This is a genomic window from Microbacterium sp. NPDC056044 (assembly GCF_042267145.1).
Taxonomy (GTDB): domain Bacteria; phylum Actinomycetota; class Actinomycetes; order Actinomycetales; family Microbacteriaceae; genus Microbacterium.
The window spans coordinates 63,336-84,460 of the sequence record NZ_JBHJWZ010000007.1 but is presented as its reverse complement, the minus strand read 5'-3'; the positions used below and the strand labels follow the sequence as shown (position 1 = coordinate 84,460).

Here is a 21,125-nt window from a genome sequence, read left to right as displayed (position 1 = left end):
GCGCCGGAGGGTCAGCCCTCCATCGAGCCTTCGAAGAGACCGACGGCGTTGCCGTCGGGGTCGCTGATGACGGCCCACCAGCTGGTCGGGGTGATCTCGCCCTTCTCGCGCAGGACCGCGCCGCCGGCGGCCGTGGCCTTCGCGATGGTGTCGTCGATCGAGTCGACCTCGACGTAGGAGCGGGGCTGGGTGAAGCCGTCCTCGCGCGGGGCGAGGCCGCCGCCCGAGATCTGGTTGGGCGCCTGCCACATCGGGTACCCCTCGAAGCCGGGAACCTCGGCGATCTGCCAGCCGAACAGGTCGGAGTAGAAGGCCGTCGCCTTGCCGAAGTCGCTGACCGGGATGTCGATGTGCGTGATGTCGCCGTGAGCCATGGGGTTCCTCTCGTTCGGGCCGGACCCGGCCAGTCTCCGCCGCCCTCCCCCGCCCCGCAAGAGACCGCGAGAGTACAGCTGGTGGACGAAAGGTAGGGAACCAACCACCCTCTCGGCGACCAGCTGTACTCTCGCGGAAAGAAGGGGGGGCGGGGACGCGTCAGCCCGGGGCCGCGGCGTCGGCGAGGTGGCGCTCGAGGGCGTCGATCGCGGGGCGCTGGCCTTCCACCAGGCGGTCGCGGGCGGAGTCCAGGGCGGTCCACTCGACGCGGTCCACCTCGGGGAACCGGGCGGTGCGGCCGGAACGCGGGGGCCACTCCAGCTCGAACTCGCCGAACTCGAGTCCGTCGAGCGAGAACCCGGTGCCGTCGGCCACGAACACCGTCACGCGCTTGCCCGACGAGTACGCGAAGGTGCCGAGCTCGGCGTAGGGCGGCTCAGGCGGGTCGATGCCGAGCTCTTCGCGGAACTCGCGGCGCGCAGCATCCAGCGCCCCCTCCTCCCCCTCGACGAACTCGCCCTTGGGGACGGACCAGGCGCCGGCATCCTTCGACGCCCAGAACGGACCGCCCATGTGCGCGATGAGCACCTCGGGTTCGGGCGCGATCCGGTACAGCAGGATGCCGGCGCTCGTGATCACGGGTCAGACGATACGGGTCTTCGGCGAGACCGTGTAGGTGTCTTCGGCGTCGCTGAACACGACATCGCCGAGGGCGGTGTCGATCGCGGCGAGCGTGTCGGCGTCGAGTACGACGCCCGAGGCCTTCACCGTCTCGGCGAGCTGCTCGGGACGGGATGCCCCGACCAGCGCCGACGCGACGTTCTTGTTCTGCAGGACCCACGCGATGGCGAGCTGCGGCATCGACAGGCCCGCCTGCTCGGCGACGGGCTTCAGACGCTGGACCGCCTCGAGCACCTCGTCGCGGAGGAAGCCCTGGATGAAGCGGGCACCGCTCTTGTCGTCGGTCGCGCGCGAACCCTCGGGCACCGGCTGGCCGGGCAGGTACTTGCCGCTCAGCACACCCTGGGCCATCGGCGACCAGACGATCTGCGAGATGCCGAGCTCTTCCGAGGCCGGCACGACCTTGCCCTCGATGACCCGCCAGAGGGCCGAGTACTGCGGCTGGTTCGAGATGAGCTGCACGCCGTAGCTCTTTGCGAGGGCGTGCCCCTCGCGCAGCTGCTCGGCCGTCCACTCCGAGACGCCGATGTAGAGCGCCTTGCCCTGGCGCACGACGTCGGCGAACGCCTGGAAGGTCTCCTCCAGCGGCGTCTCGTAGTCGAAGCGGTGCGCCTGGTAGAGGTCGACGTAGTCGGTGCCGAGGCGCTTCAGCGACCCGTTGATGGACTCGAAGATGTGCTTGCGGCTGAGGCCGGTGTCGTTCGGGCCCTGCGGGCCTGTCGGGAAGTAGACCTTGGTGAAGATCTCGAGCGACTCGCGGCGCTGGCCCTCGAGCGCCTTGCCGAGCACCGCCTCGGCGGCGGTGTTCGCGTACACGTCGGCGGTGTCGAACGTGGTGATGCCGGCGTCGAGCGCCGCGTGGACCGTCGCGATGGCGGCCGAGTCGTCGACCTGCGAGCCGTGGGTGACCCAGTTGCCGTAGGTGATCTCGCTGACCTTGAGACCGCTGTTTCCGAGGTACCGAAAATTGACCATGAGAAAACGCTACCCGCCCCGGAGGTCACTCCGGAGCGGGCAGCGTCGGTCGGTCAGGCGACCGGTGCGGTCTCGTTCTCGGTGGCGTCGCGTTCGACAGCCTCGGCCTCGCCGGACTCCGCCTCGATCGACAGCGCGCGGGCCTCCTCGTCGAGATCGGCCGCGGCCTGCTCGAACTGCGAGTTGTAGAGGCGGAAGTACGCGCCCTTGGTCGCGATGAGCTCGTCGTGCGTGCCCTTCTCGACGATCCCGCCGTTCTCCATCACGAGGATGAGGTCGGCGTCGCGGATCGTCGACAGGCGGTGCGCGATGACGAACGACGTGCGTCCCTCACGGAGCGCCGCCATCGCGTGCTGCAGCAGCAGCTCGGTGCGGGTGTCGACGGAGCTCGTCGCCTCGTCGAGGATCAGCACCGACGGCTGCGCCACGAACGCGCGCGCGATCGTGATGAGCTGCTTCTCACCGGCCGAGATGTTCGACGCGTCCTCGTCGAGGAGCGTGTCGTACCCGTCGGGCAGCGAGTGCACGAACCTGTCGACGTACGTCGCCCGGGCGGCGGCGAGGATCTCGTCGTCGGTGGCGTCGGCGCGGCCGTAGCGGATGTTCTCGCGGATCGTGCCGGCGAACAGCCACGGGTCCTGCAGGACCATGCCGGTCTGGGCGCGGATGTCGCGGCGCGTCAGCTCGGCGATGCTCTGCCCGTTGAGGAGGATCCGGCCGCCGTCGAGCTCGTAGAAGCGCATCAGCAGGTTGACGAGCGTCGTCTTGCCGGCACCCGTCGGGCCCACGATCGCGACCGTCTGCCCGGGCTCGACCCGGAACGACAGGTCGTGGATGAGCGGCCGGTCGGGCGAGTACGAGAACGCGACGTCCTGGAATTCGATCGTGCCGTCGCCCTCGACGAGCGCCGGGGCGTCGTCGGCGTCGGGATCCTGCTCGGGCTCGTCGAGGAGCTCGAACACGCGCTCGGCCGACGCGGTGCCGGACTGCACGACCGCCGCCATGCCGCCGAGCTCGGCGAGCGGCTGCGTGAACTGCTGCGAGTACTGGATGAACGCCTGCACGTCGCCGAGGCGCAGCTGGCCGGCCGCGACCATGAGTGCGCCGAAGACCGCGATGCCGACGTAGGTCAGGTTCCCGATGAACATCATCGCGGGCATCATGATGTTCGACAGGAACTGCGCCTTGAACGAGGCCTGGTAGAGCTCTTCGTTCTCTTCGCGGAACGCCTCGCGCGACGCCTGCTCGCGGCCGAAGACCTTGACCAGGGCGTGGCCCGAGAACGACTCCTCGACGCGGGCGTTGAGTCGGCCGACCTTGCGCCACTGGATGCCGAACGCCTTCTGCGAGCGCGGGCCGATGACGCCGAACAGGATGCCCATCAACGGGAAGCTCACCAGCACCACGAGCGTCAGCTGCCACGAGATCGTCAGCATCATGATGAGCACGCCGATGACGGTGAGCACGCTCGTGAGCGCCTGCGACAGCGACTGCTGCATCATCTGCGTGATGTTGTCGATGTCGTTGGTGACGCGCGAGATCAGCTCGCCGCGCTGGACGCGGTCGAAGTAGCGCAGCGGCAGGCGGTTGATCTTCGCCTCGACGTCTTCGCGCAGGCGCCACATGACGCGCACCATGATGATGTTGATGACGTAGCCCTGCACCCACATCAGCAGCGACGACGCGAAGTACAGCGCGAGCACGATGAGCAGCACGCGGCTGAGGGCCATGAAGTCGACGCCGGCGCCCGGCACGAAGTGCTCCATGGCCGAGACGATGTTCGCGAGGTCCTGCTGGCCCGAAGCCTCGAGCCCCGCGACGACCTGCTCCTTCGTGGTGCCCGCCGGCGCCATGCCCGACACGACGCCCTCGAACAGGATGTTGGTCGCCTCGCCGAGCACCTTGGGCGAGAGCACCGCGAGCACGACGCCGATCGAGCCGAGGATCGACACGAACACGAACGCCCAGGCGTTCGGGCGCAGCAGCCCGATCAGCCGGCGGAAGGCGGGCCAGAAGTGCGCCGCCTTGCCCGGGGCGACGGCGCCGCTCCAGTCGTCGGCGGCGATGCGCGCCTGCTCGCCGAGCTCGATCTCGGCCTTCTCCTCGGCGCTGAGCTCGGCGACGGCCTGCCGCACGCGGCGGCTCGTGGCCTTCTCGTTGTTCTTCTCGCCGCTCATCGGGCGACCTCCGCTCCGAGCTGGGATTCGACGATCTCGCGGTAGGTCTGGCTCGTCTCGAGCAGCTGCTCGTGCGTGCCCATTCCCACGATGCCGCCGTCGTCGAGCACGACGATGCGGTCGGCGTCGGTGATCGTCGAGACGCGCTGGGCCACGACGATCTTGGTGACGTCGGGAAGCTCGCGCCACAGCGCCTGCCTCAGCCTCGCGTCGGTCGTGAGGTCGAGCGCCGAGAACGAGTCGTCGAAGACGAGCACGCGCGGCTGGTGGACGATCGCCCGCGCGATGGCGAGCCGCTGGCGCTGCCCACCCGACACGTTCGTGCCGCCCTGGGCGATCGGAGACTCGAGCCCGGCGTCCATCTGGCTCACGAAGTCGCTCGCCTGGGCGATCTCGAGCGCGCGCCAGAGTTCGGCGTCGGTCGCGTCCTCCCGGCCGAACCGGAGGTTCGACGCGATCGTCCCTGAGAACAGGAAGGGGCGCTGCGGCACGAGTCCGATCGTGGCCCACAGGGCGTCGAGGTCGGCGCGTCGCACGTCGACCCCGCCCACCTCGACGGCACCGCCGGTGACGTCGAACAGGCGCGGGATGAGCGACACGAGCGTGGTCTTGCCGGCGCCGGTCGAGCCGACGATCGCGACGGTCTCGCCCGGGTCGGCACGGAAGCTGATGCCCGACAGGATCGGGTGCTCGGCGCCCGGGTAGGTGAAGGCGACGTCACGGAACTCGACGGTGCCCGGCGTCGGGAACTCGCCGACCGCGTCGGACGGGCGCTCGAGCGACGAGTGCGTGCCGAGCACCTCGCCCACACGCTCGGCCGACACCGCGGCGCGCGGGATCATCAGGGTCATGAAGCTCGCCATCATGACGCCCGAGAGGATGATCATGGCGTACTGCATGAAGGCGAAGAGCGTGCCGATCTGGATCTCGCCGCTGTCGACCTGCATCCCGCCGAACCAGATCACGCCGATCACGGTGACGTTGAGGATGAGCATGACGGCGGGGAACAGCACCACGAACAGCGAGCCCACCTTGCGGCCGACGACCATGATCTCGGTGTTCGCCTCGCGGAATCGCTCCTCTTCGATGGGCTCGCGCACGAACGCGCGGATGACGCGGATGCCCGTGAGCTGCTCGCGCATCACGCGGTTCACGCCGTCGAGCTTGCCCTGGTAGCTGCGGAACAGCGGCACCATGCGGGCGATGACGATGCCCGCGACGACGAGCAGGATCGGCACGGCGATCGCGATGATCCACGCGAGGCTCGCGGCCTGCTCGATCGCGAGCACGATGCCGCCGATCGCGAGGAGCGGCGCCGTCACGAGGAACGTCGCGGCCATCATCGCGAGCATCTGCACCTGCTGCACGTCGTTCGTGTTGCGGGTGATGAGCGAGCCCGCGCCGAAGCCGGTGACCTCGCGCTCGGAGAAGCCCGACACGCGCTCGAAGATGTCGTCGCGGATGTCGCGGCCGAGCCTCATGGCGGCGCGCGCGGCGAAGTAGGTCGCGATGATCGAGGCGACGATCTGGCCGAGCGACACCGTCAGCATGACGATGCCGGTGCGCCAGATGTAATCGGTGTCGCCCTTCGAGACGCCGTTGTCGATGATGTCGGCGTTGAGACTGGGCAGGTACAGCGATGCCAGCGCGGAGGCCGACTGGAACAGCAGCACACCGAGTAGCAGCCAGCCGGACGGTTTGAGATAGCGGACGAGGATTCTTGCCAGCACGAGGTTCTCCCGGACGCGGCGAAGCCATGGCAAGGCTCCGCCTCTGCGGATCTGAGGGTGCCGACCCACCTTCGCACGGGCCGCCGACATCGCGGCAGTCCCGTTCACTGAGGGCGGAACCGGGGGTCGGGCCGCCTCCCAACGGCGACCCGCCGGTCACTCTAACACGATATATCGCGACACGCGAGATCGCTCCCACGCTTCACCGGCTCCACGACGAAGGGACGGATGCCGCAGGCCGCAGCATCCGTCCCCCCGATCGTCGTGCCGGCCTTAGGCCTCCGCGCCCTGCGCGATGTCGGCCCGCTCGCGCCAGCTGCGCGCGGTGACGCGGTCCAGCGCCACCTGGCGCCGCAGCGCGTCGGCCTTCTCATAGAGCGAGGGATCGCCGTAGCTCGTCATCACCTTCACGAGCACCGGCAGCAGCTCGATCATGAAGAACAGCCCGGCGATGAGCCAGTGCGCCCACGCGAGCGTCGGCTCCTTGTGCGACAGCCGCTCCAGGGCGCTGATCTGGCTGAGGAGCCCCACCGCGCCCGAGTTGCCGCTCGCGATCTCCGAAGCCCGCGCGTCGTACGCGGCGAGCGCCGCCTGGTACTGCTCGCGCGCTCCCGGCAGCTCGTCCTTGGCCTGCTGCTTGTTCGTCGCCTCCGACGCTCCCGCGTCGGCGGTGCCCGCTGCCTGCGCGGCGACGAGATCGCCCTGCGCCGCCGTGAGCTGCGAGTTCAGATCGTCGTACGCCGACTGGGCCGCCGCGAGCTGCGCCTCGGCGGCATCGGAGCTCGCGCCCTCGCCCGCCACGCCGCTGCAGCCGGGAACTTCGCCGGCGCCCTGCCCGGTCAGCTCGCACTGGTAGATCGCGCGCGCCTGGTCGATCACCTGCTGCTGCGCCGCGAGCTTCGCGGTGAGGCCGTCCACGGTCTGCTGCGCCGACGCCGTCGACGCCGACGTGGTGTCGGCACCCGCCACGACACCGCTGGCCGCCTGGCTCTCGAGCGCCGCAACGCGCTCGGACGCAGCATCCAGTGCCTGCTTCTCAGGACCGGCCGTCACCGCGTCCTGGTCCGACTGCGCCTGGGTGATGTTCGTCGCGTTCACCTCGCGCGCGATGTCGTTGTGGAAGATCTGCAGCACGAGGGGCTCGGCCACCACGATGCCGATGACGGCGGCCATGATCACACGCGGGATCGCGAGCCCGATGAGGCGCCCGATGCTGTGCGACGAGCGCATCGTCGAGGTGAGGAAGCGGTCGAGGTTGAAGATGATGAGCGCCCACACGATCGCGAGCGGCAGTGCGCCCCACGCGACGATCCGCACGCCGGTGGTGAGCGCGAAGTACATCGAGATCGCCGAGATCAGCGCCGTGCCGGCGATCACGAAGAACATCTGCACGAAGCGCGGCGTCTCGGTCGGCACCTCGTCGAGCACCGATCCGTCGGCCCCGCCCAGGATCGCGAGCTTACACGTCGCCGACATCCGCTCGCGGCGCGGGCGCTTCGCACGCTTCGCGCGGACGGGAGGAATGGATGCTGCGGTCTCCGGCACGGGCTCGGCCGCCGGCTCGTCGGCGACGGGCTCGCGGGGCTCGGCCGTCGGCTCGTCGATCGCACCCCACTCGCCGATGACCGCGGTCGGCTGCTCCGCCACGGCCGGCTCGGTGACCGCCACCGGCTGCGTCGGGTTCATCGCGAGGGCGTCCTCGAGGAGGTCCTTCGTCACGGGGAACGGATCCTCGGGGCCGTCGTCGTCGGGACGCCGATCGGCCCCCGGCTCACCGGCCGCCTGCTGGGCGCGCACGTCGTCGAGGTACAGATCCTCGGTCTGCTCGCCGTCCGCCTCGAACTCGATCCGGCCGTCGGAGCCGAACCGGCCCGGCCGGTGCGCAGAGTAAGAAGACATCCGCACACCATAGAGCGGGGAACCTGTGCGGCAGGTGAATTAGAGCCGTATGAGAAGGGATGCCGCGGCCCGCGGCATCCGGGATCTCAGTCCTCCAGCGGGGTGACGGCGGCGACCGCCTCGTCCTCCTCGGTGGCGACGAGCTGGCCGCAGGCGCCGTCGATCTCCTTGCCGCGGGTGTCGCGGAGGGTCGTCGGGATGCCGGCCTCGTTGAGGCGGCGCACGAACTCGTTCTGCACCGACACGTCGGACGACGTCCAGATCGAGCCGGGCGTCGGGTTCAGCGGGATCGGGTTCACGTGCACCCAGCCGCGGCCGCGGGCGTTGAGCTTCTCGGCGAGGAGGTCGGCGCGCCAGCCGTGGTCGTTCATGTCCTTGATGAGCGCGTACTCGATCGAGACGCGGCGCCCGGTCTTGTCGAAGTAGGCGCGGGCGGCGTCGAGGGCCTCGTCGACCTTCCACCGCGAGTTCACCGGGATCAGCTCATCGCGCAGCTTGTCGTCGGGCGCGTGCAGCGACAGGGCGAACGTCACCGGGATGTCTTCGTTCGCAAGCTTCGTGATCGCGGGCACGAGCCCGACCGTCGAGACCGTGATGCCGCGGGCGCTCATGCCGAGGCCGTGCTGCTTGTCGGTCATGACGCGCACCGCCTGCATGACGCGCGCGTAGTTCGCGAGCGGCTCACCCATGCCCATGAAAACGATGTTCGAGACGCGCTCGGCCGAGTGGTCGTCCTTCTTCTTGCCGCCCAGCCCGCCGTCGGCGATGAGGCGGTTGGCGCGCACGATCTGCTCGATGATCTCGGCGGCCGACATGTTACGGGTGAGACCCGCCTGGCCGGTGGCGCAGAACGGGCAGTTCATGCCGCAGCCCGCCTGCGACGAGACGCACAGCGTGATGCGTCCCGGGTAGCGCATGAGCACCGACTCGACGAGGGCGCCGTCGTGCAGCTTCCACAAGAACTTGATGGTGTCGCCGCGGTCCGTCTCGAGGCGGCGCACCTCGGTGAGAAGCGGCGGCAGCATGCCGTGCACGAACTCGTCGCGGCCCTCTGCCGGGAGGTCGGTCATGTCGGCGGCGTGGTGCGTCCAGTGCTGGAAGTAGTGCTTCTCGAGCTGCTTCGCTCGGAACCCCGGGAGCCCCAGCTCCTTGACCTTCTCGACGCGCTGCTCGGGGGTGAGGTCGGCGAGGTGCACCGGCGGTTTGCCGCGCTTCGGACTCGCGAACTGCAGGAGTGGCCGACCCTCGGCATCCTTCTTCTGCGTCCATCCCTCGGTCGCCGGACGCACCTGCCTCGCCTGCTTTTCGCTGCGCGAGGGCGAACGCGTCGTGCGAACAGGCGAATCGGTCATGCGTTCCAGGGTACGCGCAGGCGTCTGCACGAAGCCCGAAGCGCCGGAGAACGGATGCTGTGACCCGGCGCATGTCGCGACCTCGGGCTATCGTCGTCTCGTGGTCCCCGTCGAGAATCTTCTCGCCTTCACGCTCGCCGCCCTCGTCCTGATCGTGATCCCGGGCCCGAGCGTGCTGTTCACGATCGGGCGCGCGCTCGCCCTCGGCCGCGTCGGCGGCCTCCTCAGCGTGCTCGGCAACGCGCTCGGCCTGCTGCCGATCATCGGCCTCGTCGCGATCGGCGTCGGCGGGATCGTGGCGCAGTCGGTCGTGCTCTTCACGATCGTGAAGGTCGCCGGCGCGCTGTACCTCATGTACCTCGGCGTGCAGGCGATCCGCCATCGGCACCGCGCGGCCGCCGAGGCGAACGGCGGCGCCCTCCCCCGCTCGAAGTGGCGTCAGCTCGGCGAGGGGTTCGTCGTGGGCATCACGAACCCCAAGACGATCGCGTTCTTCGTCGCGGTGCTCCCCCAGTTCGTCGATCTCAACGCCGGCATGGTGCCGCTGCAGATGATCGAGCTCGGACTCGTGTTCTTCGTCATCGCGCTCATCTCCGACGGCATCTGGGCGCTGATCGCGGCCGGCGCGCGCGAGTGGTTCGGCCGTTCCCCGAAGCGCATCTCCACCCTGTCGGCCACCGGCGGCGGCCTCATGATCGGCCTCGGCGGCATCCTCCTCTTCACCGGGAACAAGCACTGACATGACGACGGATGCCTCGTCCCCCACTGCCCCGGAACGCCGGCGCATCATCTTCCTCGATGTCGACGGCACGATCCTCGAGCACGGCTCGCACGTGAGCCCCTCGACCGCTCCCGCGATCCGCGCGGTGCGCGCCGCCGGCCATCTCGTCTACCTCAGCACCGGCCGCTCGGCCTCCGACATCCACCCGGATGTCGCCGAGATCGGCTTCGACGGCGCCGTCACCAACTCCGGTGCGCTCGTCGTGTCGAACGGCGAGGTGGTCGTCGACCGCCCGCTGTCGCCGGCCGCAACGGACCGCATGCTCACCGCGCTGCGGAGCCGAGGCATCCGCTATTTCCTGCAGACGCGCGATGCCGTCTACGCGAGCGACGACATGGCCGAACTCATGCGCGACTATGCGGCGGCACTCGACGCGAGAGCTGCGGCGGGCCAGGAGGTGCGGCCCGAGGACTCGCTCGTCGGCCTCGCCGAGCGCACCTTCCCGAGCGTCGACGAGGCGGACCTGAGCCGCATCGACAAGGCCGTCTTCGTCAGCGACCACCCCGAGGGGCTCGACGAGCTGCGCGAAGACCTCGGCGACGAGTTCCTCGTCGTGCCGGGCAGCATGCCGCTGCCGGGGGGCTCGAACGGCGAGATCAGCGAGCGCGAGACGACGAAGGGCTCGGCGATCGAGCTGCTGCTCGCACATCTCGGCATGGACGTCGCCGACGCGATCGCCGTGGGCGACAGCTGGAACGACATCGAGATGTTCCAGGTGTGCGGCGTCTCGGTGGCGATGGGCAACGCCCAGCCCGAACTCAAGGCGCTCGCCGACTTCGTCACGACCGACGTGCTCGACGACGGCATCGCGAACGCGTTCCGCCGCCTCGGCCTGATCTGAACCGGCGGGGCTCCGCCGCGTCAGTACCCCGGGGTTCGGGGCGGATTCTGTCCGTCGGGGCGCAGTTTCTCCGCCCCAACGGACCGATCGCGCCCCAAACCCGGGTGGAGGCCGACCGCAGCCGACATGGGGTTCTGCTTGGCGCTCAGCTCTCGGCGGCCGGTGCCTCGACGCCGAGGTTCACGAGGTTGCCGGCGGGGTCGCGCACTTGCGCGACGCGCTCGCCCCACGGCATGTCGGCGGGCGGCTGCTCGGCGTGGCCGCCCGCGGCAAGCCACGCGGCGTACGTCGCGTCGACGTCGTCGACGTAGAACCACAGCGCGATGCGGTCGCCCGGCATCGGCGGCAGGGCGTCGGGGTCGCGCCCGATGCCCAGCGACCCCTCGCCGATCTGCAGCGAGACGTAGTCGGCCTCGTCGCCCTCGCCGAAGCGGTACGGCACGGTGGCGCCGAGCGCGCTCTCGTAGAACCGCACGAGCCCCGGGAGGTCTCGCACCAGCAGGATCGGGAACAGGCTCTGCACCGCCATGGCCCCACGCTACGCCGCGACCGCCTCGCGAGACAGGGATCCGCGCCGAGACCAGGGGCGACGTCCTCGGTCTCGGCGCGACTCCCCGGTCTCGGCGAGACCGGGACCAGGCCCCGGGCCCAGGCCCGGGCCGTCAGTCGAGGAAGATGTCGGGGAACAGCGCGTCGTCGGGCGTGCCGGGAACCGCGGCGTACCCCGAGAAATCGGTGACGCCGGCGGCCTCGAGCACGTCCTCGACGATGAGCGTCTGGCCGGTGTACTCGCGCGACGGCTTCGTGAAGATCTCGTACGCCGCGTCGGCGTAGATCTCGGGCGTGCGGCTGACCTTCATCATGCGGTCGCCGCCGAGCGCGAACCGCACCGCGGCGGTCGCGATGGTCGTGCGCGGCCACAGCGTGTTCGCGGCGATGCCGCCCTCGGCGAACTCCGCCGCGATCCCGAGCGTCGCCATGGTCATGCCGTACTTCGCGAGGGTGTAGCCGGTGTGCCCGCCGAGCCACTTCGGCGACAGGTTGAGCGGCGGCGAGAGCGACAGGATGTGCGGGTTCGCCGCATCCTTCAGAATCGGCACCGCCGCGCGCGAGAGCATGAACGTGCCGCGCACGTTGACGTCCTGCATGAGGTCGTACTTCTTGGCGTCGAGGTCGAGCGAGCCCGACAGGTCGATGACCGATGCGTTGTTGACGACGATGTCGATGCCGCCGAACTCGCCCTGCGTCTTGAGCACTGCCTCGGTGACGTCGTCGTCGTTGCGCACATCACCGACGATCGGCAGCGCGTTGCCGCCGGCCGCACGGATCTCGTCGGCCGCCGAGTGCACGGTGCCCTCGAGCTTGGGGTGCGGGGTGTCGGTCTTGGCCAGCAGCGCGATGTTGGCGCCGTCGCGCGCCGCGCGCAGCGCGATCGCGAGGCCGATGCCGCGGCTGCCGCCCGACATCAGGATGGTCTTGCCGGCGAGGGGCTTGTCGCTCATCTCGTCTCCTTGGTGAGTGGCACGTGGACGGTCAGGATCGGGATCTGGCGGATGCTGCGGCGAAGGCCGCGACACGGGCCTTGGCCTCGTCGGTGTCGAAGCGGGCGCCGATCGAGCGGGCCTCGTCGTCGAGGTTCTCGGTGAACGAGCGTCCGGCGCCGGAGCGGACGAGGCGCTTGGCCTGCCCGAACGCACCGGTGGCGTTCTCGAGCCAGAACCCTGCCACGGCGGCAGCGCGCGACGCGACGTCGGCCGCGGGCACCACCTCGGTGACGAGGCCCCAGTCGAGCGCCGTGGCCGCGTCGATCGTGAGGTCCTGCAGCAGGAGCTGCAGCGCCCGGCGCTGGCCGACCGCGGCGGGCAGCAGCGTCGAGACGCCGAGGTCGGGGGTGAGCCCGATGTTCGCGTACTTGCTGACGAACTTCGCCTGCTCCGACGCGACGATGTAGTCGGCGGTGAGCATGAGGCCCAGTCCCCCGCCGGCGACCGCGCCCTGCACGGCCGCCACGATGGGCTTGTCGGACTCGACGAATGTGCGGATGCCGTCGTGGATCGTGTGCGCGGCTCCGGTGACATCGGCGCCCGATGCTCCTGACGTCGCCATCTCGATCACGTCGCCGCCGGCGCAGAACGCCGGGCCTGCAGCATCCAACACGATCGCTCCCACGGACGCGTCGGACGTGAGCTCGTGGGCGACCTCGCGCCAGCGGGCGCCCATCTCGAAGCCCATCGCGTTGAGGGACGCCGGACGATTGAAGGTCACGCGCGCGAGGGCGCCGTCGCGCGTGACGAGGATCGAGTCGCTCATGCTTGCTCCTTGCTCGGGGTCACTTCGGGGCCATGCGGATCGCGCCGTCGAGACGGATGGTCTCGCCGTTGAGATAGCCGTTGTCGACGATCGACATCACGAGGCGCGCGTACTCGTCGGGCGTGCCGAGGCGCTGCGGATAGGGCACCTGCTCACCGAGGGAGTCCTGCGCGGCCTGCGGCAGCGACGCGAGCATGGGGGTCTCCATGATGCCGGGGGCGATCGTGACGACGCGGATGCCGTAGCGCGCCAGCTCGCGCGCGATCGGCAGGGTCATGGCGTGCACGCCGCCCTTCGAGGCCGAGTACGCCGGCTGCCCGATTTGGCCGTCGAACGCGGCGACGCTCGCGGTGTTCACGATGACCCCCCGGTCGCCGTCGGCGGTCGGGTCCGTCTTCGCGATGACGGCGGCGGCCTGCGAGATGACGTTGTACGTGCCGACGAGGTTCACGCGGATGATCCGCTCGAACCCGTCGAGCGGCGTCGGGTCGCCCTCGCGATCGAGCACCTTGGCGGGCGGCGCGATGCCGGCGCAGTTGACGACGACCCGGAGGGGAGCGGATGCTGCGGCCGTGGCAACGGCGGCCGCCACCTGCTCCGGGTCGGTGACGTCGGCGGGTGCGAACCACCCCCCGAGCTCTGCCGCGATGTCGGCGCCGGCGGAGGTCGGCAGGTCGACGATCGTGACGGTCGCGCCGGCGGCGGCGAGGCGGCGTGCCGTCGCGAGGCCGAGCCCGCTCGCGCCACCGGTGACGAGTGCGGCGGTGCCCGTGAGGTCCATGGATTCTCCTTCGAAGTCCTGATGGTGCGGTACCGCGTATCAGCATACGCGGGACTCAGTCCCATCGCTGACCGGCAGGGGGTGCGACGGGACCAGGCTAACGGGCGCCCGCGGAGGACGTCATGGACGTCACGGGTGCCACGGCCGTCGCGGCCGTCAGGGCCCGAACTGCGGGCCGATGCGCGTGAGGGCCGAGATGCGGTCGAGGAGTTCGGCGGGCCGGGCCAGGAGCAGGCGCGCTTCGCCGCGGGCTGTCAGGTACTCCACGAGCCGGGTGGTCGCCTGCGCGTCGCCGCGACGGTAGCCCGAGAGATAGTGCTGGGTCGCCCGCCACTCCAGCCGCTCGCCGTCGAGCGTCGTGATCACGACGTGGAAGGTGGGCGTCTCGGCCGCGTCGCCGACCTCGAGGCCGCCGGCCACCCCACCCAGCAGCGCCGCCGCCATGTCGGACACCACCGGGTACGGCCACCAGCTCGCCGGCGGGGCCACCGTGACCGTGTGCACCTGCGTCCACGGCACGAAGGTCGACCGGGAGTCGCCGATGTGCCGCGACAGCCCCTCGGGGGTGAGGCGGACGTGGCGCGCGGCGGCGTCGCCGATCGCGACCGCGGGCTCGTCGCCCTCGAGCGCCGTGAGCGGTCCTCGGCGACGGGTGGCACGCGTGGTCGGCATGCTCCCATCCCATCACGCCGGTGGCGCGGGGCACGGCAGCCCGGTTGGATGGGCGCATGGAGATCCGGCTCAAGCGCGTGTACGACGACCCGGACCCGGGCGACGGCTTCCGCGTGCTGGTCGACCGGCTGTGGCCGCGGGGGCTGTCGAAGGAGCGCGCGGCGCTCGACCTGTGGGCGAAGGAGGTCGCGCCCTCGACCGAGCTTCGCAAGGCCTTCCACCACGACGACCTGTCGTGGCCCGACTTCGAGGCCGCGTACCGCGCCGAGCTCGCCGGCCCCACGGCGGGCGCCGTCGCGTCGCTGCGGGCGGAGCTCGCGCCCCACCCCGTCGTGACCCTCCTGCACGCCGTCCACGACGACACCCACAACCACGCTCTGCTCCTCCGCGAGGCCCTCGAGGCCTGACCACGCCTGTTCCCGTCGGGGTGCCGTCCGGGAAACGCACCACCCCGGCGCCCGAACCCTGCGAAGTCCGGACTTCGCCCGTTGGCGCGGCCCCCGAACGGACGGGTGCCGTCCGGGAAACGCATCGCACCGGCGCCCAGACCCTGCGAAGTCCGGACTTCGCGAGGCACACACCCTGCACGAGAGGATGGGACCCATGTCGATCCCGGTCGAAGACGTCGACGTCCCTGCACGCGTGCGGGCGCTCGCGCGCGGCGCCGAGCTCACGCCGGTGTGGGCCAACGAACTCGGCGGCCTCACGTTCCGCACCGACGACAGGCGCTACCTCAAGTACGGCCCGCGCAACGCCGAGACGTCGTTCGCGGGCGAGGCCGAGCGGCTGCGCTGGGCTGCCGCGTACACCGCCGTGCCGCGCGTGCTCGAGGTCGGCGGCGACGCGACCCACGAATGGATGGTGACGGCGGCCGTCCCGGGGTTGTCGGCGGTCGACCCGCGATGGGTCCAGGATGCTGGGACCGCCGTCCGCGCGGTCGGTGAAGGCCTGCGCGCGCTGCACGACGCGCTGCCGGTCGACGACTGCCCCTTCGAGTGGGGCGTGCCTGGGCGGATCGCGAATGCCGAGGGCCGAGGCATCCGTGTTCCCGGTTCCTTTCGTGACGCACCCGCGATCGATCGCCTCGTCGTCTGCCATGGCGACGCGTGCTGCCCGAACACGCTGATCGGAGACGACGGCCGGTGGAGCGGTCACGTCGACCTCGGGGCGCTGGGCGTCGCGGACCGCTGGGCCGACATCGCCGTGGCGTCGATGTCGACGGCGTGGAACTATGGCGAGGGATGGGAAGACGCCCTCATCGAGGCGTACGGGATCGAACCCGATCGCGAGCGCCTGTCGTACTACCGGGAGCTCTGGAACGCGACATGACCGACATCACCGGCACCATCTGCGACATCGACGGCAAGCCGAACCTCGTGATCCTGCGGCGCTTCCGCGCGTCGGCCGACGAGGTGTGGCGCGAGCTGACGGATTCCGAACCGCTTCAGCGGTGGATCGGCCGCTGGGAGGGCGATCCGGCGAGCGGGCACGTCACGTTCTTCATGACGGCGGAGGATCCGGATGCTGCGGCCGAGGAGTACACGATCCTCGAGTGCGACCGTCCCCGGCGCTTCGCCGGCGACACCTCGGCCGGGGCCGGTGCGTGGCACCTGTGGTTCGAGCTCGCCGCGGACGAGCACGGCGACACCGTCCTCACGTTCGGCCAGCGGCTGAATCCCGAGGACGAGGTCGGCTCGATCGGTCCGGGGTGGGAGTACTACCTCGACCGCCTGGTGGCCGCGCACGCCGGCGTCGACGTCGCGACGGTGAAGTGGGACGACTACTTCCCCGCGCTTCAGCCCGGCTACGAGCGGCTCGTCGCCGGCGGCTGATCCCGGGTCACGACCAGACGAACCGGAACGTCCCCGCCGCGACCGCGGCGCCGATCGCCAGCGCCATGATCGCGACACCGCCGAGCACCGCCACCGCGTCGCGCGGGTGCAGGCGCGACGGCCGTGCCCATGTACGCGGGATGCCGGAGCCGAAGCCGCGCGCCTCCATCGCCATCGCGAGCTTGGTGCCCCGTCGCACCGCGAACACGAGCAGCACGAACGCCATCGAGAAGAAGCGGCGGATCGCCCCGGAGTCGCCGACGCCGCGCGCGCGGCGCGCGAGGCTCATGCTGCGCCAGTCGTCGAGGAAGAGCCCCAGCGTGCGGGTGCCGGCGAGCACGCCCAGCACGAACCGCGAGGGCAGCTTCGCGACCTGGGCGAGCGCGTCCGCGAGCTCGGTGGGGTCGGTGCGCCCGAACAGCAGGATCGTCGGCAGGGCGAGCGCGAGCACGCGCACGCACACCGCGACGGCGAGCGCGATCGAGTCGTCCGAGATCGTCGCGTACCAGAACGACCAGTAGACGGTTCCGCCCGGCTCTGCGTACAGCAGCATGCTGACGCCCGCGATCGGCGCGAAGACCAGGATGGGCAGCATCCGTTTCAGCACTGTCGTCGCCGCGAGGCCCGTCAGCGGGATGCACGCCAGCTGGAGCACGATCGCGACGAGGGCGCTCGTGACGTCGATCGAGGCGAACAGCGGCACCGACAGCAGCAGGGCGAGCACGATCTTCGTGACGGGGTTCACACCGTCGAGCCAGGCGCGGTGCTCGGCCTCGAGGGCGGCGCTGCGCGCGTCGACGGCGGTCACGACCGCACCCCCGCACTCACGGGCGACCCCAGTTCGATGCGGTGGCCGCCGAGGTGGTGCAGCACGTCCTCGTCGTGGGTGACGGCGACGACTGTCGTGCCGGCGGCGATCTCGGACTGCAGCAGCTGCACGAGCTCGATCCAGCCGCGGCGGTCCTGGCCGAAGGTCGGCTCGTCGAGGACGATCACCGGCGGCGCGTCGGCGAGCACCGTCGCGACCGAGAGCCGCCGCTTCTGCCCGCCCGACAGCGTGAACGGGTTCGCGGCGGCGAGCGGGGCGAGGTGCAGCCGCTCCAGCAGCTCGCCGACGATCTGATCGACGGCGGCCGCGTCGACGCCGCGCGAGCGCGGCCCGATCGCGAGCTCGTCGCGCACGGTCGACGCGAGGAACTGGTGCTCTGGCTCCTGGAACACCGTGCCGATGCGCGTGAGCAGCTCGCGCGACGTCCACTTCGAGGGGCGTCGCCCCGAGCGCCCCGCGAGCTCAGGTGCCGCTTCGACGCGGCCGGCGGCCTCGGGCAGCAGCCCCGCGAGGGTCAGCGCGAGCGTGGACTTGCCGGCGCCGTTGGGCCCGGTGATCGCCGTGGCCGCGGCCCGCGGCACCACGAGGTCGAGTCCCGCGCGCACGATCGTGCGGCCGTCACGTGAGATCGAGAGAGTGGATGCCGCCACCGCCGCCTGCGCTCCGGCCGGGGCGTGCGGCAGCACGGGCAGGTCGACGGGCCGCCCGGGCACCCACACGCCCGCGGCGGCGAGCGCGGCACCGTGGCGCGCGAACACCTCGGCCGGCGTCCCGTCGGCGAGGAGCCCGCCGTCGGCGCCGACGACGATGACCCGGTCCATGAGGTCGGCCCACACCGCGGTGCGGTGCTCGATCACGACGAGCGTCGCACCGGTCTCGTGCACGGCGCGCTCGACGGCGTCGCGCACCTCGCGCACGCCTTCGGGGTCGAGGTTCGCGGTGGGCTCGTCGAGCAGCAGCACGCCGGGCCGCATCGCCAGCACGCCGGCGAGAGCGAGGCGCTGCTTCTGCCCGCCGGAGAGCGCCTTGGTCGGCCGGGTCGGCGGCACATCGAGCCCGACGGCGTCGAGCGCCTCGGCGACCCGGGAGGGGATCTCCGATGCCGGCACCCCGAGGTTCTCGCAGCCGAAGGCGACGTCGTCGCCGACCTTCGACAGCACGACCCCCGAGTCGGGATCCTGCAGCACGAGCCCGACGCGACCGCGATGGGCCTCGGGCCGCTCCCCGTCGATGAGGAGCGTGCCGGTCTCGTCTCCCTCGTCGGCGCCGCCGAGGAGGCCGGCCATGCCGGCGAGGAGCGTGGACTTGCCCGCGCCCGATGCCCCGAGCAGCAGCACGCGCTGGCCGGGCTCGATCGTGAACGAGACGTCGCGGACGGCGGGGGCGCGCCGCCCGCCGTACCGCCAGCCCCAGCCCGCCGCCGTGATGCGGGCGGGGCGGGTCGCCGTCACGTCAGACCTCGCGGCGCGCTTCGCGTCCGACGGCGAAGCGGTTGAGCGCACCGGTCGCGGCGAGCCCGCGCACCGCGAACCAGCCGACCACGCCCGCGAGCAGCGCGCCCGAGACGGCCAGCGACACCAGGTAGATGACGTTGAACTCGAGGGTCTTGAGGATGTTGGGCGAGCTGCCGTAGAACAGCTCGAACACCCACGCACCCACTGCGGCGCCGACGCCCGCGAGCATCGCGACGGGCAGCGTGAAGCGGCGGTAGAGGAAGAGCGCGAAGATCAGTTCGGCGCCGAGGCCCTGCACGATGCCCGAGAGCACCGTCGAGACACCCCACACGTTGCCGATGAGCATCGAGACCAGCGCGGCGATCACCTCGACGAGGAGGGCGGCACCGGGCTTGCGGATGACGAGACCGCCGATGACACCGCCGATGAGCCAGATGCCGACCGCGACGCCGCCGAGGCCGGGGGTCAGGCCGTCCATGGCGACGAACCAGGTGCCGCCGATGGTGTTCCAGGCCCAGAAGACCAGGCCGATCGCGACGCCGAGCACGGCGGCGACGACGATGTCGACGACCCGCCAGCGCAGGCTCCGCGGGGTCTTCGCGGGGGCCGCAACGGGGGCGGATGCGGACGTGGACGCGTGCATGTGAACTCCTCCCTGCGCCGGCATGATCCGGATCAGGTTCGACGGTCGAAGCGTGGATCGCTTCCTCTCAGCCCGGCTCACCGGACTCCCGTGGTTGTGGCGACGAGTATACCGCCGGTTCAGCAGGTATTTTGGGTGGGTGACCTTGGACGACACCCCGGCCCCCACGCGTCGCGCGCGACGCGCGCAGACCGGTGCCGTCCCGACGCAGGGCTCGGAGGACGCCCCTGACGGCGGCATCCTCACGATGAACACGGGTGAAACGGATGCCGTGTACCCGCCTTCCAGCACCGCTCCGGTGGGCGTGGCCACTGTTGCTCCGACGATCGCGACCGTGCCGGTCGCCGATGTGCCCGCGGTCGCGACCTGGAACCCCGCGGAACCCGTCGCCCCGTCGGCGTTCGAGCTCCCCGGCATTGCAGCGGGCCCGACCGACCCGACCCTGGCGGGCGGGCACAGCGCGCTCGCGTGGGTCGACGAGGCCGTCGTCGAGCACGGCGCGGCACCCGCCGACCTGACCGCGGCCGCGACCCCGTACGTGGCGGTCGAGACCGACCTGCTCGCCGACGCCCCGCGACGCTCTCCGTTCCGCGCCGCCGTCATCGTGCCCACGCTCGCGATCGCCGCGGTCGTCGGCGCCTACGCAGGGACGACGCTCTTGTGGCCGCTCCATGCCGTCGCCCCGACCGTGACCGCGATGGAGGTCCAGCCGATCGCCGCGCCCGCCGCCGCCCCCGTGTGGCCCGCGGAGGGCAGCGCCGCCGAGGCCGTCGCCGGCATCCCGGGAACGCTCGCCTCCACGGCCGACCGCGATGCGATCGCGAGCATCACGAAGGTGGTCACCGCCCTCGTCGTGCTCGAAGAGCTGCCGCTCGCCGTGGGCGAGCAGGGGCCGGAGTACCGCTTCACGGCGGCCGACCGCGCGCGGTACTGGCAGTACCGCGCGGGCGGCGAATCCGCGCTCGACGTCCCGGTCGGCGGCTCGCTCACCCAGTACCAGATGCTCGAGGGCATGCTCATCGGCTCGGCCAACAACTACGCCGACAGGCTGGCGCAGGGCATCTGGCCGACCGATGCCGTCTACGCCTCCGCCGCCGAGTCCTGGCTGACGGCGCACGGCGTTCCCGGGGTCACGGTCCGCGAGCCCACCGGCATGGATCCCCGGAACGCGGCGAGCCCCGAGGCCCTCGTGACGCTCGCGCAGAAGGCGATGGCGAACCCGGTCATCGCCGAGATCGTCGCGAAGCACTCCGTCGACCTCCCCGGCGCCGGCCACGTCGAGAACACGAACGGCCTGCTCGCAGACCCCGGCGTCGTCGGCATCAAGACCGGCACCCTCGACGCCTGGAACCTGCTGTCGGCCAAGGACGTCACGATCGGCGACACGACCGTGCGCCTCTACGCGTCGGTGCTCGGCCAGCCGGACGACGAGGCCCGCCTCGCCGCCTCGCGCGCGCTGTACGCGCAGATGGAGGCGGAGCTGCAGCCGAAGCCCTCGGTGGCGGCGAGCACCGTGGCCGGCCAGGTCGAGACGCTGTGGGGCGACAAGGTCGACATCGTCACGTCGGGCGACGCGTCGGTGATCCTGTGGAACGGCGGCAGCGGTACGGTCGCGACCACTTACACGCTCGGCGAGAGCCGTGACGCTGGCGATGTCGTCGGCTCGCTCAGCGTGACCGGGCCGCTCGATTCCACCACCGTCGACCTGACGCTCGCGTCCGAGATCACCGACCCCTCGCCGTGGTGGCGCCTCACGCACCCGCTGGACCTCTTCGGCCTCAACGGCTGAGCCG

At 71.1% G+C, this 21,125-nt stretch carries 21 protein-coding genes and 1 riboswitch; of the genes, 6 read left to right on the top strand and 15 right to left on the bottom strand.

Going from position 1 to position 21,125, the window contains the following annotated elements; translation table 11 throughout:
- Positions 1–11: 11 nt before the first annotated feature.
- The 7 genes from ACFC1I_RS19515 to rlmN all read right to left on the bottom strand — a co-directional run bounded on the left by ACFC1I_RS19515 (position 12) and on the right by rlmN (position 9,189).
- The gene (locus ACFC1I_RS19515; protein WP_376013332.1) at positions 12–374 is read right to left on the bottom strand and encodes a VOC family protein; all 363 of its coding nucleotides are present in this window, start codon (positions 372–374) and stop codon (positions 12–14) included.
- A 160-nt stretch (positions 375–534) separates the two neighbouring features.
- The gene (locus tag ACFC1I_RS19510; RefSeq protein ID WP_376013330.1) at positions 535–1,014 is read right to left on the bottom strand and encodes an NUDIX domain-containing protein; all 480 of its coding nucleotides are present in this window, start codon (positions 1,012–1,014) and stop codon (positions 535–537) included.
- A 3-nt stretch (positions 1,015–1,017) separates the two neighbouring features.
- Positions 1,018–2,031 carry an aldo/keto reductase family protein gene (locus tag ACFC1I_RS19505; protein ID WP_376013328.1) on the bottom strand — a complete coding sequence of 338 codons (1,014 nt, stop codon included), beginning with the start codon at positions 2,029–2,031 and terminating at the stop codon, positions 1,018–1,020.
- Between the two features lie 53 nt (positions 2,032–2,084).
- Positions 2,085–4,208 (bottom strand): ABC transporter ATP-binding protein, encoded by a 2,124-nt coding sequence (locus ACFC1I_RS19500; protein WP_376013325.1) that lies wholly within the window; start codon positions 4,206–4,208, stop codon positions 2,085–2,087.
- Positions 4,205–5,938 (bottom strand): ABC transporter ATP-binding protein, encoded by a 1,734-nt coding sequence (locus ACFC1I_RS19495; RefSeq protein ID WP_376013322.1) that lies wholly within the window; start codon positions 5,936–5,938, stop codon positions 4,205–4,207. Before ACFC1I_RS19495 ends, ACFC1I_RS19500 begins: the two co-directional genes overlap by 4 nt.
- A gap of 273 nt (positions 5,939–6,211) precedes the next feature.
- Positions 6,212–7,837, bottom strand: a complete 1,626-nt coding sequence (locus ACFC1I_RS19490) for a DUF4407 domain-containing protein (RefSeq protein WP_376013320.1) — start codon at positions 7,835–7,837, stop codon at positions 6,212–6,214.
- Positions 7,838–7,923: 86 nt separating this feature from the next.
- Complete coding sequence (rlmN, locus tag ACFC1I_RS19485; protein WP_376013317.1) at positions 7,924–9,189, bottom strand: 23S rRNA (adenine(2503)-C(2))-methyltransferase RlmN; 1,266 nt, start codon at positions 9,187–9,189, stop codon at positions 7,924–7,926.
- Between the two features lie 100 nt (positions 9,190–9,289).
- Between rlmN and ACFC1I_RS19480 the strand changes: the two genes are divergently transcribed.
- Both ACFC1I_RS19480 and ACFC1I_RS19475 read left to right on the top strand, forming a co-directional pair.
- On the top strand, positions 9,290–9,928 hold the full coding sequence (locus ACFC1I_RS19480) for a LysE family translocator (RefSeq protein ID WP_376013314.1): 639 nt from the start codon (positions 9,290–9,292) through the stop codon (positions 9,926–9,928).
- A 1-nt stretch (position 9,929) separates the two neighbouring features.
- A complete protein-coding gene (locus ACFC1I_RS19475) occupies positions 9,930–10,811 on the top strand; it encodes an HAD family hydrolase (protein ID WP_376013311.1) in 882 nt (293 codons plus the stop codon).
- Between the two features lie 145 nt (positions 10,812–10,956).
- Here ACFC1I_RS19475 and ACFC1I_RS19470 read toward each other — a convergent pair whose 3' ends face one another.
- The 5 genes from ACFC1I_RS19470 to ACFC1I_RS19450 form a co-directional block, all read right to left on the bottom strand.
- Complete coding sequence (locus ACFC1I_RS19470; RefSeq protein WP_376013308.1) at positions 10,957–11,340, bottom strand: VOC family protein; 384 nt, start codon at positions 11,338–11,340, stop codon at positions 10,957–10,959.
- A 133-nt stretch (positions 11,341–11,473) separates the two neighbouring features.
- Complete coding sequence (locus ACFC1I_RS19465) at positions 11,474–12,313, bottom strand: SDR family oxidoreductase (RefSeq protein ID WP_376013305.1); 840 nt, start codon at positions 12,311–12,313, stop codon at positions 11,474–11,476.
- A gap of 31 nt (positions 12,314–12,344) precedes the next feature.
- On the bottom strand, positions 12,345–13,121 hold the full coding sequence (locus ACFC1I_RS19460) for an enoyl-CoA hydratase/isomerase family protein (protein ID WP_376013303.1): 777 nt from the start codon (positions 13,119–13,121) through the stop codon (positions 12,345–12,347).
- A 19-nt stretch (positions 13,122–13,140) separates the two neighbouring features.
- Complete coding sequence (locus ACFC1I_RS19455) at positions 13,141–13,902, bottom strand: SDR family NAD(P)-dependent oxidoreductase (RefSeq protein WP_376013300.1); 762 nt, start codon at positions 13,900–13,902, stop codon at positions 13,141–13,143.
- Positions 13,903–14,058: 156 nt separating this feature from the next.
- Positions 14,059–14,574: a hypothetical protein gene (locus tag ACFC1I_RS19450; RefSeq protein ID WP_376013297.1), complete on the bottom strand. Its 516-nt coding sequence runs from the start codon at positions 14,572–14,574 to the stop codon at positions 14,059–14,061.
- A 56-nt stretch (positions 14,575–14,630) separates the two neighbouring features.
- Between ACFC1I_RS19450 and ACFC1I_RS19445 the strand changes: the two genes are divergently transcribed.
- From ACFC1I_RS19445 to ACFC1I_RS19435, 3 genes are all read left to right on the top strand, one after another.
- Positions 14,631–14,981 (top strand): DUF488 domain-containing protein, encoded by a 351-nt coding sequence (locus ACFC1I_RS19445; protein WP_376013294.1) that lies wholly within the window; start codon positions 14,631–14,633, stop codon positions 14,979–14,981.
- Between the two features lie 196 nt (positions 14,982–15,177).
- Positions 15,178–15,903, top strand: a complete 726-nt coding sequence (locus tag ACFC1I_RS19440) for a phosphotransferase (protein WP_376013292.1) — start codon at positions 15,178–15,180, stop codon at positions 15,901–15,903.
- Positions 15,900–16,406: an SRPBCC domain-containing protein gene (locus ACFC1I_RS19435; protein WP_376013289.1), complete on the top strand. Its 507-nt coding sequence runs from the start codon at positions 15,900–15,902 to the stop codon at positions 16,404–16,406. The genes ACFC1I_RS19440 and ACFC1I_RS19435 overlap by 4 nt, the downstream gene beginning before the upstream one ends.
- Positions 16,407–16,413: 7 nt before the next feature.
- Here the strand turns inward: ACFC1I_RS19435 and ACFC1I_RS19430 are convergent, their stop codons facing one another.
- From ACFC1I_RS19430 to ACFC1I_RS19420, 3 genes are all read right to left on the bottom strand, one after another.
- Positions 16,414–17,214, bottom strand: coding sequence for an energy-coupling factor transporter transmembrane component T family protein (locus ACFC1I_RS19430; protein WP_376013287.1), 801 nt, complete (start codon positions 17,212–17,214; stop codon positions 16,414–16,416).
- A complete protein-coding gene (locus tag ACFC1I_RS19425) occupies positions 17,211–18,686 on the bottom strand; it encodes an ABC transporter ATP-binding protein (protein WP_376013285.1) in 1,476 nt (491 codons plus the stop codon). Before ACFC1I_RS19425 ends, ACFC1I_RS19430 begins: the two co-directional genes overlap by 4 nt.
- A gap of 1 nt (position 18,687) precedes the next feature.
- Positions 18,688–19,332, bottom strand: coding sequence for an ECF transporter S component (locus ACFC1I_RS19420; protein WP_376013283.1), 645 nt, complete (start codon positions 19,330–19,332; stop codon positions 18,688–18,690).
- A riboswitch (TPP riboswitch) is annotated at positions 19,323–19,434 on the bottom strand. It overlaps the preceding gene by 10 nt.
- Before the next feature lie 37 nt (positions 19,435–19,471).
- Here ACFC1I_RS19420 and ACFC1I_RS19415 point away from each other — a divergent pair.
- Positions 19,472–21,121 (top strand): D-alanyl-D-alanine carboxypeptidase, encoded by a 1,650-nt coding sequence (locus ACFC1I_RS19415; RefSeq protein WP_376013280.1) that lies wholly within the window; start codon positions 19,472–19,474, stop codon positions 21,119–21,121.
- Positions 21,122–21,125: the final 4 nt, after the last annotated feature.